Genomic DNA, 13742 nt, shown 5'->3' with positions numbered 1-13742 from the left:
CTCGCGCCGCCCCCGCCGTGCCGTCTGCGGGGTCAGCCGTTCAGCTGACCGCTCATCTGCTCGTCGGCCTTGCCGGCGAGCTCGGCCACGTCGCCACCCTGGGCGATCGCGCTGAACAGGTCCTCGAGGACCCGCGAGCCCTCGACGTTGGCCCAGCCCGGCGCGGCCGGGGTGAGCTTGGCGTTGGACGCGGCCTCGATGGTCGCGGCGGCGTACTCGTCGTCGCCGAGCAGCGAGGCGAGCGACTCCTTGGCCGGCGTCAGGCCGTTCTCGGCCATGATCGTCTGGTAGTCGTCGCTCAGCATGAGCGCGACCGCCTCACGGGCGAGGTCCTGGTTCGGCGACTTCGCGGCGACCGCGATGTCGGAGCCGCCGAGCAGCACCGGGGCCGGCGAGCCGTCGCTGCCGGGCAGCGCGAAGACGCCCATCTGCTTGGCGAAGGTGTCCGGGCAGCCGGTCTCCGGGTCCTCGATGAGGCCCTTGACCCAGCCGGGCGTCGACATCATGCCGACCTCGCCGGCGCACCACGGCGTCCACGGGTCGGCCTCGTTGCCGTCCTTGGGCGCACCGGAGGCCTCCATGAAGAGCTTCTGCGCGGTCTCCAGGCCGGCGACCGACTCCGGCGAGCTGAGCGCCGGGGTCCACTCGCCGCCGTCCTCGGTGGCCAGGTCGCCCCCGGCGTCCCAGATGAACGCGGCGCCGTTGCGCCAGTCCTGCCCCGGGAACCAGAAGCCGGAGAAGCTGGCCGGCTTGGGGTTGTCCTTCTTCAGCGTGATCGCCGCGTCGACGAACTCCTCGAGCGTCGTCGGCACCTCGAGGCCGGACTTCTTGAGGAGGTCCTTGCGGTAGAAGATGTACTTCGAGCCGGCGTAGTAGGGCACGGCGTAGGTCTTGCCGTCGACGGTCGCGCCCTCGACGAAGCCCGGCAGCAGGTCGTCGCCGCCGAGGTCGTCGAGCTCGTCGGTCAGGTCGGCGAACGCGCCGGCCGAGGTGAAGGTCGGCGCCTGGGTGTTGCCGATCTCCACGACGTCGGGCGTCTCGGACTCGCTGGAGAGGGACGTGGTGAGCTTCTCCACGAGGCCGTCCCACTCCTGCTGCTCGATGGTCAGCGTGGAGCCGGGGTTCTGGTCCTCGAAGGTCTTCTTCAGCCAGTCACGGGCCTCCTGGGGAGTGTCCGTGCCGTTGAGCCAGACGCGGATGTCGGCGGACTCGGCGCCGCCGTCGTCGCTCGACGAGCTGTCGTCGTCGCTTCCGCACGCGGCGAGCGTCGTCAGCGCGAGAGCTGCGACCGCCACCCCGGTCAGTGACTTCTTGATGCGCACCACAGTGTTCCTCTCATCGGTGTACCTCGTGCGGGTACCTGTTGGGGTAGCGGGGCTCACGAGACGCCCAGCTCGCCGGCGAGGACGAGGACGGCCGCACCAACGACCACGACGTCATCACCGAGCTTGGAGGTGCGGACGGTGAGGCCGGCCGAGCTGACCGGCATCGTCCGTTCGCGGATGGTCCGGTCCGCTGCGTCGAGCAGCGGACCGCCGAGAAGCTCAGCGGGGCCGCTGAGCACGATCTCGTGGAGGTTCAGCGCGGCGACGATGGGCGCCAGCACCTCCCCCAGCCGGGTGCCGACCTCGGCCAGGGCGGCCGGCCCGTCGACCCCCTCCTCGGCCGTACGACGCCGAAGCCGCGGCGCCGACAGCACGGTCTCCAGGCAGCCGGTGCGCGAGCACGCGCACCGCTCGCCGTCGGGGTCGACCACGACGTGTCCGATCTCGCCGGAGGCACCGAGGTGGCCGTGCAGCAGCGAGCCGCCCAGCACCAGCCCGGCGCCGACACCCGTGCCGACCCGGATCACCATCAGGCCGCCGTCGCCGGACTCGCCGAAGGTGTGCTCGCCGAGCACCGCGGTGTTGGCGTCGTTGGCGACGAAGACGGGCACGTCGAAGACCTCGCCGAGCCGGGCCGCGAGCGGGGTGTCGCTCCACGCGAGGTTGGGCGCGTCGATGACGGTCCCAGCAGTGTCCACCACGCCGGGGCTGCCGACGCCGATGCCGAGCACCGGACGCTCGGTCATCTCCATCAGCTCCGCCGCCAGCTGCTGGACCAGCTCGACCGCCTGCTCCCCCTCGGCGCCGTCCACGTGCACCTCGTGGCGCGAGAGCACGGTGCCGGCGAGGTTGACCACCGCACCGGACATCGAGTCGGTCTCGGACAGGTCGAGGGCGATGATGTGGTGGGAGTCGGCCGCCAGGCCGACGAGCGTCGGGGGCTTGCCCACCCGGCTCTCCGCCGGCGCGCCCAGCTCGGTGACGAACCCCTCGGCGAGCATCTCGCCGACGAGGTCGGAGACCGTCACGCGGGTCAGGCCGCTCGCGCGGGCGAGGTCCGCGCGGCTGGCCGGGCCCTCCCGGAAGAGCTGCTGCAGCAGCAGGGAGCGGTGGTGCCGTCGGGCGTCCTCCTGGAGGAGCTTGCCCTGCGGCCGGAGCGGGCGTCCGACGGGTGTGTTCGGGGTCACATTAGTTAGTTCACCGCACTTACTTATCCCCCGTCAAGGGTCCCCGCCGAGATTCCCGGGGTGGATCAGTCCAGCAGTGCGGCGGTGTTGTGCCAGCAGACCGCCCGCAGCCACTTCTCCCCCAGGCCGAGCCGCGCGAGCGACTCGAGCTGGACGGCGTACGGGTAGGGGATGTTCGGGAAGTCGCTGCCCAGGTGCACCCGGCCCGCCAGGCCGAGGTCGCGCAGCCGGGGCAGCAGGTCAGTCGGATAGGCGCCGCCCATCTCCTCGAAGAAGGGCGTGAACGCCATGGTGGTGTCGAGCGCGACGCGCTCGTGGCACTCCGCGAGCGAGAGGAACTCGGCGTACTCCGGCGCGCCGGCGTGGGCGATCACCAGGCGCAGCCGCGGGTGTCGTGCGAGCAGCTCGGCGACCGGGCCGGGGCCGGTGTGCTCGGTAGGCACCGGCCCGCTGCCGGCGTGCAGCACCACCGGCGTGCCGGTCTCCGCCACGATGCCCCACGCCTCGTCCAGCAGGGGGTCGGTGACGGTGAACGCGCCGACCTGAACGTGGACCTTCCACACCTGGACGGTCTCCGAGCGGGAGCGGACGTACGCCGCCACGTCGGGCTCGGGGAAGAGCGTGCCGCACACCGCCGCCTCCGGCACCCGCGCCGCGAACCCGGCGGCCCAGTCGTTGAGGAACTCGGCCATGCCGGGCCTGTGGGCGTAGGGAAGGGCCGTGAACCGCCGGACGCCGTAGGAGCGCAGGGTCTCGACCAGCGCGTCGTCCTCGTCGCGGTAGTGCAGTGGCCACGGCCGACCGATCAGTGGCCCAGCGGAGTCGAACTGGGCGCGCACCTTGGCCATCACCCGTGGCGGGAGGAAGTGGGTGTGCAGGTCCTGCAGGCCGGGCAGGCCCAGGTCCGCCGCGAACGCGCGGGGATCCATGCGGGCGCTCAGTCCCGGTGGCCCTTGAGCCGGCGCTGGACCGCCTCGACCTTCTCCCGGTTGGCCTGCCGCTCGGCGAGGGTGTGGCGCTTGTCGTAGGCCTTCTTGCCCTTGGCGAGCGCGATCTCGACCTTGGCGCGGCCGTCCTTGAAGTACAGCGACAGCGGCACGATCGTGTAGCCCTTGTCGGTGATCTTGCGCTCGATCTTGTCGATCTCGGAGCGGTTGAGCAGCAGCTTGCGACGGCGCCGGGCCGAGTGGTTGGTCCACGTGCCCTGGCTGTACTCGGGGATGTGCACGCCGAGGAGCCAGGCCTCGCCGTTGTCGATCTCGGCGAAGCCGTCGACGAGGGACGCGCGCCCCTGGCGCAGGGACTTCACCTCGGTCCCCATCAGGACGAGGCCGGCCTCCCACGTGTCCTCGATGTGGTAGTCGTGGCGGGCCTTCTTGTTCTGCGCGACCATCTTCTGGCCCTGCTCCTTCGCCATGGAGCCATCCTCCCAGAGCGTTCCAGCTGCGTGCACGGCGGTTTCACGGCGGGTTTCTCCGCCCGACCAGATCTGGACTCGAGCGGACATGTGGCCGCTCAACACCCGGCATGCCGGGCGTCAGGCGACCATTGCGGTCGACCAGTGTCGTACGGCGCCCACGTCGGCCGTCGGGCGACCACGGGTCCGCTCGAGCGACCACTTGTCCGCTCGAGTCGAGCGGTGGACGGCCGAGACCGATCAGAAGTAGCTCATCGGGTCGACGGCCCGGCCGTTGGCCATCACCGTGAAGTGCAGGTGGCAGCCGGTGGACCAGCCGGTGGAGCCCTCGTAGCCGATGACCTGGCCCTCGGAGACCTGCGCGCCGACGCCGACGCTGTAGCTGCTGGCGTGGTTGTAGATGGTGGCGACGCCACGACCGGCGATGACGCCGTGGTCGATGACGAGCCGGTGGCCGTAGACGTCGCTCCAGTACGACGCGACGACCTTGCCGGGCGCGGCGGCCTTGAGCGGGGTGCCGCAGCCGCCGCCGAAGTCGACGCCGTCGTGCAGGCCCCAGTAGTGGTAGATCGGGTGCTCGCGGTAGCCGAACGGCGAGGTGACGTAGCCGTCGACCGGGTGGGCGAGCAGGCCGTTGGACGGGCCGCCGGCCTGGGAGCGGGCCTGCGCACGCTGGCGGCGGAGCGCGGCGAGGGCGCGCTTGCGCAGCATTTCCTCGATCTTCTTCTGCTGCGCGGCCAGCTTGCGCAGCTTCGCGACGTCCTGGGCGCGGGCCCGACGCGCGTCGCCGCGGGCGTCGCGGCGCTCGACCACCAGCGAGACGACCGAGTCCTTGGCCGCCTGCTGCTCGGCCTCGAGCGCACGCATCAGCTCGAGGTGCTCGGCGGCGGCGCGGCGCTTGGCGGCCACGTCGTCCCGCGCGTCGGAGACCTGCTGCTCCTGGACCTCGAGGAGGACCTCGGCGGCCTTGAGCTCGTCGTACGCCCGGGCCTCCTGGCCCACGACCACGTCGCGCACGCCGTCGCGGCGGGTGAGCTCCTCGGTCGACTCGGCGTCGAGCAGCGAGGAGAAGGCGATCAGCTCGGGGTCACCCTCGGAGTACATGTCCGCGACGGTCGTGGCCACCCGCTGGCGCTGCTGCTCGCGGTCGACCTGCCCCTGGGCCAGGGCAGCCTCGGCGGCCGCGAGGTCGGCCTCCGCCTGCGCCAGCTCGGCCTGCATCCGGGCGTCCTGCTCGCGGGCCACCTCGACCTTGCCCCGCGCGGTGGCCAGCCGGGTCTTGGCGACGCCCAGCTGCTGGTGCGCCGCCTCGAGGCGGGCGCTGGCCTTGCGCAGCTGGGCGCTCGACTCGTCGAGGTCCTCGTGGGCGCCCTTGAGCTGGCGCTCGACCTTGTGCTTCTTGTCCTTGAGGTCGTCGGCCTGTGCTGAGGGGACCGTGGAGACGCCCAGGGCCATGACCGCGACGAGTGCGGCCATGCGGCGATGAGCGGTACGGGGGAAGGTACGCACCGGGGGAAGCCTTTGCGTTGGGGAAGCGGGGAAGGTCGCCGTCCCGGGCCGAGGCCGGGAAGACGCCTAGACGCTAACCTCCGCGGATCAGACTTTGAGGTATTTCCGCGTCAACACGAGTGTCGGGAGCAACGTCAGCAGCGGACCGAGGATCGCGACGGCTCCAGCGGCCAGCCAGAACTCGTCCCAGCCGATCCACGGCACGAACTTCAGGCGGTTCTGCGAGAGCTCGTCGATGCCGAAGTACATGAAGCCCCACAGCGCCCCGCCCGCGAGGACGACACCGACGAGGGCGGTGACGAGCGCCTCGAGGAGGAACGGCAGCGCGATGTAGAGCGTGGAGGCGCCGACCAGCCGCATGATGCCGATCTCCTTGCGGCGCGCGAACGCCGCGAGGCGGATGGTGTTGGCCACCAGCAGCAGGGCGGCGAAGACCAGGAAGGCGGCCGTGCCGAGCGCGACCCACTGCAGCATGTTGATCGACTCGAGGATCGGCGCGACCTGCTCGCGCATGTCGCGGACCTTGGAGACGCCGTCGAGCCCCTGCACCGCGCTGGTGATGCCTTCGTACTGCTCCGGGTCCTGGAGGGTGATCCAGATCGTCTGGGGCATGTCCTCGGCGGTGATCGCGGGGTTGTCGCCGGAGAACAGCTCGTCGCCGTAGAGCTCGCGCGCCTTGTCGAGCGCCTGCTCGCTGGACTCGAAGTGGAAGTCGTCGACCTCCGGGTTGTCCTGCACCACCTGCGAGATCTCGGTCTTCTGCGCGTCGGTGACCGCGTTGGGGCACACCGCGGCGCTGTCGTTGGCGCGGCAGAGGTAGACGGTGATCTGGAGCTGGTTGCCCCAGTGGTCGGCGGCCTTCGCGGCCTGCTGGTTGAACAGGACGCCGATTCCGACGAGGGTCAGCGAGACGAACAGGGTCAGCACCACCGCGAGGTGCATGGAGAGGTTGCGGCGCAGGCCCTGGCCGAGCTCGGAGTAGACGTAGCGAAGCTGCATGGAGTGGGGGCTCTCGATCGGGTTCTGGGGAAGGTCAGTTCTGGTGGCCGTAGACGCCCTGCGCCTGGTCGCGCACCACGTGGCCGTTCTCGAGCTCGATGACGCGCTTGCGCATCTGGTCGACGATGCCCGCGTCGTGCGTGGCCATCACGACCGTCGTACCGGTTCGGTTGATGCGGTCGAGCAGCTTCATGATGCCGACCGACGTCGTCGGGTCGAGGTTTCCGGTGGGCTCGTCAGCGATGAGGATCATCGGCCGGTTGACGAAGGCGCGGGCCACCGCGACGCGCTGCTGCTCGCCGCCGGAGAGCTCGTCGGGCATGCGGTCGCCCTTGCCGCTGAGGCCCACCAGCTCCAGCGTCTCCGGGACGACGTCCTTGATCTCCTTGCGGGACTTGCCGATCACCTGCAGCGCGAAGGCGACGTTCTCGGTGACGGTCTTGTTGGGCAGCAGGCGGAAGTCCTGGAAGACGGTGCCGATGTCGCGGCGCAGCCGCGGCACCTTCCAGCTGGCGAGCCGGTTGATCTCCTTGCCGGCGACGTAGACGCGGCCGGTGGTCGGCCGGTACTCGCGCAGCACGAGGCGGAGGAAGGTCGACTTGCCGGAGCCCGAGGATCCGACGAGGAAGACGAACTCCCCCTTCTCGACGTCGACGGAGATGTTGTCGAGCGCGGGATGGGGGTGGCCGGGATAGGTCTTGGTGACCTTCTCGAAGCGAATCACGGCGTCGAGGCTACGTGAGGGGTGTGCGCATCCCCGAAACCCGCCCCGCGGTGCAACCACCACGGCCCGACGAGCGTGTTGGGTGGGTGACGGGGTCCGGCAGGGACGCCCTGACAGCCGGACCGACAGGGGGTAGTGCATGCGCGGGAGCGCCGAGGCGGACTTCGCCGAGTTCTACGAGGCCACGTGGTCGCGCACGCTGGCGGTGACGTACGCCCTCACCGGGGACCGCGGCGTCGCCGAGGAGCTCGCCCAGGAGGCCTACGTGAAGGCGTGGACGCACTGGGGCCGGGTGTCGGGCTACGACCAGCCGGCCGCCTGGGTGCGCCAGGTCGCCACCCGGCTGTCGGTGAGTCGCTGGCGGCGGGGCCGGGTCGCCGCCGCCTGGCTGGCCCGCCACCGCACCGAGCCGGTCACCGCCGCACCCGACGAGACGAGCACCGCCCTCGTGCAGGCGCTGCTCCTCATCCCCGAGGCCCAGCGGCGCGCGATCGTCCTCCACCACCTCGCCGACCTCCCGGTCGACGAGGTCGCCCGTATCGAGCACTCCCCCGTCGGCACCATCAAGGCCCGGCTCTCCCGCGGTCGCACCGCCCTCGCAGCCCTCCTCGCCGACGAGACGAACGGAGCCCACACCCATGCCTGACCATGACGTCCTCGAGCGCGCCTTCACCACCTTCACCCGCGACCTCGCCCATGCCCCCTCCCCCGGCGCCGCCGCGGCGGTCGCGACCGCCCGCCGGCGACGCCGTACGCGGGTGGGTGCCGCCGCGCTCGCCGCCGCGCTCCTCGTGGGTGGCGGGCTGGCCGTGCCGCGCCTGCTGCCGTCGGGCGGCGGGGTCGCCGGCGGTGCCGACGGCGCGCCGCTCGACGCCGCAGCGCTCGACGCGGCCACCGAGGGCTGGCTCACGGGCTGGGAGGCGTGGGAGCGGTTCTCCCCCAAGGGCGGCGGCGGGTTCGGCCTGCCCACCTGCTTCTCGACCGAGGACGGACGCACGAAGGCGCCCGACACGGGAGGCGGGCTCTCTCGCTTCCTGGGTGACGACTTCGCCATCGGTCAAGCCCTCTTCACTGACTACCCGGACGCCGCGACAGCCGCGGACGAGCAGCAGGCGGCCTACGGCGCCTGCACGGGAGCCACCACGATCGAGGTCGACGGCACCGAGGTGCGTCACGTCGCCGTACCCCCGACCGACGCGGACACGGCGATGACCGACGTGTGGACGACGCAGATCGGTGCGCGACGCCTGACCCTCCAGGTCGGGGGCCGCGCCGGCGTCGCCCCCTCGGACGTCGTCGAGCGCGTCGCCGAGGCGGTCGTGGCCGGGCTGCGCTCGGGCGAGGTCCAGGAGACCTTCGAGGACGATCCCGACGCCCCGGCCGCCGTGCAGGTGCCGCAGCTGCCGGAGGTGATGGACAGCGACCTGACCGACGCGCTGGCCGGGTGGCGTGCAGCCGAGGGGGGCAGGGGGTCCGGCGTGCCGAACACCCCCTGCCTGTCCCTGGAGGTCACCGAGGGCGCCCGCAGCAGCTCGGCGTCGGGGAGCCCCCGTGGCATCACCTGGGCCTTGGGCGGATTCCTGGACGAGACGACCGGCCGGCGCAACGTCGACCGCATGGTCGAGGAGCTCCGCTCGTGCAGCGGCGGGCCGGAGATGGCGATCCGGACGCTCCCGAACGGCGTCACGCTGGCGACCTACGAGTACGGCGGCGGGCACGGCGCGCTGTGGCTCGGAGCCGTCGGCGACCGCGCCGGCGTGGTCGCGGTCGACGGCGCGTCGGCATCGATGCCCGCCGGCGTCGACGCCGCGGTGGCCGAGGTCCTCGACGGGTGGCTGCGACTGCCCTGGAGGTGAGCCCTTCGGGTGGGCCGGGAGGTTTCGGACCCGGCCGCGGGTGGGAGGATCCCGGCCATGACCTCGACCAGCACCGGCGGATCCGCCGCGGGACTGCAGGTGGACCCTGCGGCGCTGGACTCCGCGGCCGGGATCCTCGACAGCACCGGCACGGCCCTCGCCGACGGCGCACCCTCCCTCCGCACGCGTCCTGACGCGGGGGTGTCCACCGACGAGGTGGGCACCGCGCTGGCCGCACTCGCCGAGGCGGTCGCGGCCGTCGCCGGCGAGGTGAGCGCCACGGCCGAGTCGCTGCGCACCACCGCGGCCGACGTGCGGGCCACCGACCAGGCAGTCGCGACGTCGACCCAGCAGCGCGGAGCGGGGTTGGTCCCGTGAGCGACCTCCTCGACCTCGTCGTCCACGGCGACCCGGCCGCCTGCCGCACCGCCGCCTCGGACATCGGCACCGCCCGCACGACCGTGACCCGCGCCGCCAGCGACGTACGCCGTGCCGCGACCGCCACGGGCACCTGGCACGGACACGCCGCCCAGGGCTTCGAGCTGCGCGTCGAAGCCGCCGGCAAGGACCTGCGCGAGCTCGACCACCGCCTCGAGGGCCTCGGCACCGCCCTCACCGACTTCGCCGGCGAGCTCGACGTGGTCCGGTCGCGGATGGCCCACGCCCGCAGCGTGGGCGTCGCGGGCGGCGTCCGCACCAGCGGCGAGTCGCTCGTCCGACCGGTCGCGCCCACCGACCCCACCCCGGAGCAGGCCACCGCCCACAACGACGTCGTCGCGGCGTGGAACGAGGCCGTCGAGATCGCCGACGCGGCCCGCACCAAGGAGCAGGAGGCGCACAAGCGCCTCGGCGACGGCGTGAAGAAGTCGACCGGCGACGGTTTCGTGGTCGACCTGCTCCAGCGCCTCGGCTTCCTCCCGCCCGACTTCGCCGACGGCGACGACATCGGCGCCTGGCTGTTCGGGCTCGGCGGCCTCGGCCTGGGCGCCGGCGTCAGCTGGATGGTCAACAGCCGCTACGGCGTCTTCCAGCCGCGCGTCAACGGCCGCTTCGGCACGGCCCGCGGCATGACGTTCTGGCAGCGCGCTTGGGCCGCCACCGACCCGAAGAACTTCCACGCCACGTCCTACAACGCCGCCACCCGCAACGCCTGGGCGACCGCCGGCAAGTGGGCCGGCCGGGCCGGGACCGTGGTCACCGCCGTGAGCGCCGGCTGGAACCAGTGGCAGGCCGACGCCGACGACCCGACGATGGGCGACGTCGAGCAGGGCACCCGCGCGGCCACCATGGGCGCCACGACCGCGGCCGGCGCGTGGGCCGGGGCCCAGGGCGGCGCCTGGGCGGGCGGCGCGATCGGCACGGCCATCTGCCCGGGCGTCGGCACCGTCGTCGGCGGCGTGGTCGGCGGCATCGTGGGTGGTGCGATCGGCGGCTTCGTGGGCTCCGAGGTCGGCCAGGCCATCCTCGACCCCGTCGGCGACGCGGCCGACGCGGCGGCCGACTGGGCCGGTGACCAGCTCTCCAACGCCGGCGACGCCCTGTCCGACGTCGGCGACGCCATCAGCTTCTGGGACTGAGACGATGATCTACCTCCTCATGCTCGTGGGCGCCCTGGCGCTCGTCGCCGTCAACCTGTGGCAGCGCCGCGGCCAGACCTCCCGCGCGCGGCAGTGGGCGCGCGGCCCCTACCGCGACTTCGCCCAGCGCAACGTGCTGGTCCTCTGGCCGGCGCTCGCGGTCGCGCTCGTCGGTGGTGCCCTGATCGGCGCGGCCGAGCGCCTGGACCTGCCCACGTGGCCGGGCGTCGTGCTGGCGCTCGCCGGGCTGCTGACCTGGCTGGCGTACGCCGTCCTGCCGCTGCCGGTGCCCGCGGCGGTCCAGCCGCGGTGGTACCGCGAGCAGGTCGCCCGCGGCGGCAGGAGCGGCACGGGTGCCCGTGGCTGACGTGGCGTTCGCGGCACCCGCCATCCCCCGGGGCTGGGACAAGGTCGCCCGGCCGCGTCCGGGCACGGTGTGGACCGCGGTCGAGCCGGTGGACCTCGACCGGCCCGACGGGTTCCGGTCCAACCTGGTGCTCACCTGCGACGACCTCGGCGGGCTCACCTTCCGCGACTGGCAGGTCGGGTCCGACGAGGTCCTCCCGACGATGCTCGACGACTACCTCCTCGTCGACCTCGAGCGGCTCGTGGTCGACGGCCGTCCCGGCGGCCGCCGGCTGGCCCACCACGTCGACCAGACGGGTCGCGCCCTCACCATGGAGCAGTGGTTCGTCGCGGACGACCAGCTGGGGTGGACCCTCACCGCGACCGTCGAGACCTGGGCCTACGACGGCGTCGCCGACGAGCTCGCCGAGGTGGCGGCCGCCTGGCGGCCGCTCACCGGCCCCCGGGCGGGGGCGACCGCATGATCAGCGTGCAGGACGGCGTGGTGCGCCTCGACGACCACGGCGTCGCAGCCCTCCTCGGCGGCGAGGACCCCGGGGCGGTCGGCGAGCTCGAGCGCGTCGGTCTCGGACCCGCGCTGGAGACGCTGCGCCGTCCCCTGGTCACCGTGGAGGTGCTGGTCGCCGGCACGTCGGTCCAGCTCCACCGTGCCGGCGTCGACGCCGAGCGCGCCGTGGTGCTCCTGGCGGTGCGTCCCGGCCTCCACCAGCTGATGGTGCTGCCGCCCTCCCACCTCGCGGCGGCGCTGGTGCGGATGACCCGCACGGGTCCGCGCCGGGCGTCCGCGAGCGAGCCGCGCTCCGTCCCGGAGGACGCGGCGGAACGGCTGCTGTCGGCCGACGACGCCGTACGACACGAGGCGCTGCGGGAGGCCGGGGCCGCTCTCGCGTGGCGGCTGCGGGTCGGGTGGGCCGGCGAGCACCGCGACCTGGTCGTCGTCGACGGTCCGGACGGCGCCCACGTGGTGGACGACGAGGCCGGCGCGCTGCTGCCGGTCTCCGCGACGTCGCTCTACCGCGTGTTCGCCACGGCGCTGCCGCCCGGGGCGCTCGAGCCCACGGGCTGACCAGCCGTCAGGCGTCGCGGCGCCACTCCAGGGTGGACGAGTCCGCACCGAGCAGCTCCAGCGCCCCTGCGCACAGGGCCGCCGTGCGGTCGGCCTCCGCGCGCGGGAGCACCCGCCAGTAGTTCGGGTAGGACGGCTGCACGCCGGAGGGGTCGTCGTCGCCCGGGACCAGCCAGCCGAGGTCGCGCAGCCGGTCGTGCGTGGCGTCGTCGACGTCCCAGTCGCCGCCGAACGCGATGGCGCCGACGCACTCGGCGTACCAGTGCTCACCGTCGCGGCGGACCTGGACGTAGCGGGTCGGTGCGGGAGCCGGTCGCCTGCGGAGCAGGCCCCGGGCCGGGGCAGCGGCGGGTTCGGGCTCGCCCACCACGACGAACTCGTCGTCGTCGAGCGTCAGCAGCTCGCGCGCCAGCTGGAGCCGGACGTCCTCCCAGGACGTCACCGGCTCAGGCCTCGACCTTCTCCGCGCCGCGGCGCCAGCGGATGCCGGCCTCCATGAAGTCGTCGAGGTCCCCGTCGAAGACGGCGCTGGGGTTGCCGGACTCGTGTCCGGTCCGCAGGTCCTTGACGATCTGGTAGGGGTTGAGGACGTAGTTGCGCATCTGGTCACCCCAGCTCGCGGCGACGTCGCCCTTGAGGTCCTTCTTGAGGGCGGCCTCCTCGGCCTTCTTCTGCGCGAGCAGCTTGGCCTTCAGCACGACCATCGCGGACGCCTTGTTCTGCAGCTGCGACTTCTCGTTCTGGCAGGACACGACGATGCCGGTGGGGATGTGCGTCAGGCGCACGGCGGAGTCGGTGGTGTTGACCGACTGGCCGCCGGGGCCGCCGGAGCGGAAGACGTCGACGCGGATGTCGTTCTCGTCGACCTCGATCTCGTCGGTCTGCTCGAGCACGGGGACGACCTCGACGGCCGCGAAGGAGGTCTGGCGGCGCCCCTGGTTGTCGAACGGGCTGATCCGCACCAGGCGGTGCGTGCCGGCCTCCACCGAGAGGGTGCCGTAGGCGTAGGGGGCGTGGATGGCGAACTCGGCGGACTTGATGCCCGCCTCCTCGGCGTAGGAGACGTCGTAGACCTCGACGCCGTACTTGTGCTGCTCGGCCCAGCGCGTGTACATCCGCATCAGCATCTCGGCGAAGTCGGCGGCGTCGACGCCGCCGGCGCCGGAGCGGATCGTCACGATCGCCTCGCGCTCGTCGTACTCGCCGGAGAGCAGGGTGCGGATCTCGAGGGACTCCACCGCCTTCTTGACGCGGCCGAGCTCGGCCTCGGAGTCGGCCAGCGTGTCGGCGTCGCCCTCCTCCTGCGCCATCTCGACCATCAGCCCGAGGTCCTCGATGCGGGTCTCCAGGCTGGTGAAGCGGTCGAGCTCGCCCTGCAGGGCGGAGAGGCGACCGGTGACGCGTGTGGCGTTGCCCTGGTCGTCCCAGAGGTCGGGCGCAGCGACCTGCTCGCCCAGGTCGGCGATCTCGGCGCGCATCCTGTCCAGGTCGAGGACCTGGCCGATGGTCTTCATGGTCGCCTGGAGCTGCTTGATCTCTACGTCGAAGTCGATGCCTGCCACGAGACGCAAGCCTACGGGCAAACCCACGCCGGGACCTGATCGGCCGCCTCGGGCGGGAGCCCCGCCCCACCGGCTGGGGATCCTCGGCTGGCGCCGACAGCGTCGACGCCGAGAGCGTGGAAGATCCGAGCCACCGGATGGCTCGGATCTTCCA

The 13742-nt window shown here is 72.7% G+C and carries 16 protein-coding genes; 7 read left to right on the top strand and 9 right to left on the bottom strand.

Going from position 1 to position 13742, the window contains the following annotated elements; genetic code table 11:
• Positions 1 to 32: 32 nt before the first annotated feature.
• The 7 genes from Q9S36_RS30340 to ftsE all read right to left on the bottom strand — a co-directional run bounded on the left by Q9S36_RS30340 (position 33) and on the right by ftsE (position 7161).
• The gene (locus Q9S36_RS30340) at positions 33 to 1322 is read right to left on the bottom strand and encodes an extracellular solute-binding protein (protein ID WP_311288559.1); all 1290 of its coding nucleotides are present in this window, start codon (positions 1320 to 1322) and stop codon (positions 33 to 35) included.
• A gap of 56 nt (positions 1323 to 1378) precedes the next feature.
• Positions 1379 to 2512: an ROK family transcriptional regulator gene (locus Q9S36_RS30335; protein ID WP_311288558.1), complete on the bottom strand. Its 1134-nt coding sequence runs from the start codon at positions 2510 to 2512 to the stop codon at positions 1379 to 1381.
• A 65-nt stretch (positions 2513 to 2577) separates the two neighbouring features.
• Positions 2578 to 3441: an amidohydrolase family protein gene (locus tag Q9S36_RS30330; protein WP_311288557.1), complete on the bottom strand. Its 864-nt coding sequence runs from the start codon at positions 3439 to 3441 to the stop codon at positions 2578 to 2580.
• A gap of 8 nt (positions 3442 to 3449) precedes the next feature.
• Entirely contained in the window at positions 3450 to 3929 is a 480-nt protein-coding gene (gene smpB / locus Q9S36_RS30325) for an SsrA-binding protein SmpB (RefSeq protein ID WP_311288556.1), read from the bottom strand.
• Between the two features lie 240 nt (positions 3930 to 4169).
• Positions 4170 to 5405 (bottom strand): peptidoglycan DD-metalloendopeptidase family protein, encoded by a 1236-nt coding sequence (locus Q9S36_RS30320; RefSeq protein ID WP_311288555.1) that lies wholly within the window; start codon positions 5403 to 5405, stop codon positions 4170 to 4172.
• 120 nt (positions 5406 to 5525) lie between these two features.
• Positions 5526 to 6437, bottom strand: coding sequence for a permease-like cell division protein FtsX (ftsX, locus tag Q9S36_RS30315; RefSeq protein ID WP_311288554.1), 912 nt, complete (start codon positions 6435 to 6437; stop codon positions 5526 to 5528).
• Between the two features lie 34 nt (positions 6438 to 6471).
• The gene (ftsE, locus tag Q9S36_RS30310; RefSeq protein WP_311288553.1) at positions 6472 to 7161 is read right to left on the bottom strand and encodes a cell division ATP-binding protein FtsE; all 690 of its coding nucleotides are present in this window, start codon (positions 7159 to 7161) and stop codon (positions 6472 to 6474) included.
• A gap of 139 nt (positions 7162 to 7300) precedes the next feature.
• On the opposite strand from ftsE, the gene Q9S36_RS30305 reads away from it, so the two are divergent.
• From Q9S36_RS30305 to Q9S36_RS30275, 7 genes are read left to right on the top strand one after another with little or no spacing between them, the layout of a single operon-like run.
• Positions 7301 to 7807 (top strand): SigE family RNA polymerase sigma factor, encoded by a 507-nt coding sequence (locus tag Q9S36_RS30305; protein ID WP_311288552.1) that lies wholly within the window; start codon positions 7301 to 7303, stop codon positions 7805 to 7807.
• Positions 7800 to 9017 carry a hypothetical protein gene (locus Q9S36_RS30300; protein WP_311288551.1) on the top strand — a complete coding sequence of 406 codons (1218 nt, stop codon included), beginning with the start codon at positions 7800 to 7802 and terminating at the stop codon, positions 9015 to 9017. Before Q9S36_RS30305 ends, Q9S36_RS30300 begins: the two co-directional genes overlap by 8 nt.
• A gap of 57 nt (positions 9018 to 9074) precedes the next feature.
• Positions 9075 to 9395 (top strand): hypothetical protein, encoded by a 321-nt coding sequence (locus tag Q9S36_RS30295; protein ID WP_311288550.1) that lies wholly within the window; start codon positions 9075 to 9077, stop codon positions 9393 to 9395.
• Positions 9392 to 10594 carry a hypothetical protein gene (locus Q9S36_RS30290; RefSeq protein WP_311288549.1) on the top strand — a complete coding sequence of 401 codons (1203 nt, stop codon included), beginning with the start codon at positions 9392 to 9394 and terminating at the stop codon, positions 10592 to 10594. The genes Q9S36_RS30295 and Q9S36_RS30290 overlap by 4 nt, the downstream gene beginning before the upstream one ends.
• 4 nt (positions 10595 to 10598) lie before the next feature.
• Positions 10599 to 10961, top strand: coding sequence for a hypothetical protein (locus tag Q9S36_RS30285; RefSeq protein WP_311288548.1), 363 nt, complete (start codon positions 10599 to 10601; stop codon positions 10959 to 10961).
• A complete protein-coding gene (locus Q9S36_RS30280) occupies positions 10948 to 11424 on the top strand; it encodes a hypothetical protein (RefSeq protein WP_311288547.1) in 477 nt (158 codons plus the stop codon). Before Q9S36_RS30285 ends, Q9S36_RS30280 begins: the two co-directional genes overlap by 14 nt.
• Complete coding sequence (locus tag Q9S36_RS30275; protein WP_311288546.1) at positions 11421 to 12026, top strand: hypothetical protein; 606 nt, start codon at positions 11421 to 11423, stop codon at positions 12024 to 12026. The genes Q9S36_RS30280 and Q9S36_RS30275 overlap by 4 nt, the downstream gene beginning before the upstream one ends.
• A 7-nt stretch (positions 12027 to 12033) precedes the next feature.
• On the opposite strand, the gene Q9S36_RS30270 is transcribed toward Q9S36_RS30275, so the two are convergent.
• Both Q9S36_RS30270 and prfB read right to left on the bottom strand, forming a co-directional pair.
• Complete coding sequence (locus Q9S36_RS30270; protein ID WP_311288545.1) at positions 12034 to 12468, bottom strand: TY-Chap domain-containing protein; 435 nt, start codon at positions 12466 to 12468, stop codon at positions 12034 to 12036.
• 4 nt (positions 12469 to 12472) lie between these two features.
• Positions 12473 to 13588 carry a peptide chain release factor 2 gene (gene prfB, locus Q9S36_RS30265; RefSeq protein WP_311288544.1) on the bottom strand — a complete coding sequence of 372 codons (1116 nt, stop codon included), beginning with the start codon at positions 13586 to 13588 and terminating at the stop codon, positions 12473 to 12475.
• Positions 13589 to 13742: the final 154 nt, after the last annotated feature.

The organism is Microbacterium sp. ARD31 (genome assembly GCF_031844425.1).
The sequence above is the reverse complement of the archived record's forward strand: the minus strand, read 5'-3'. Positions and strand labels throughout refer to the sequence as shown.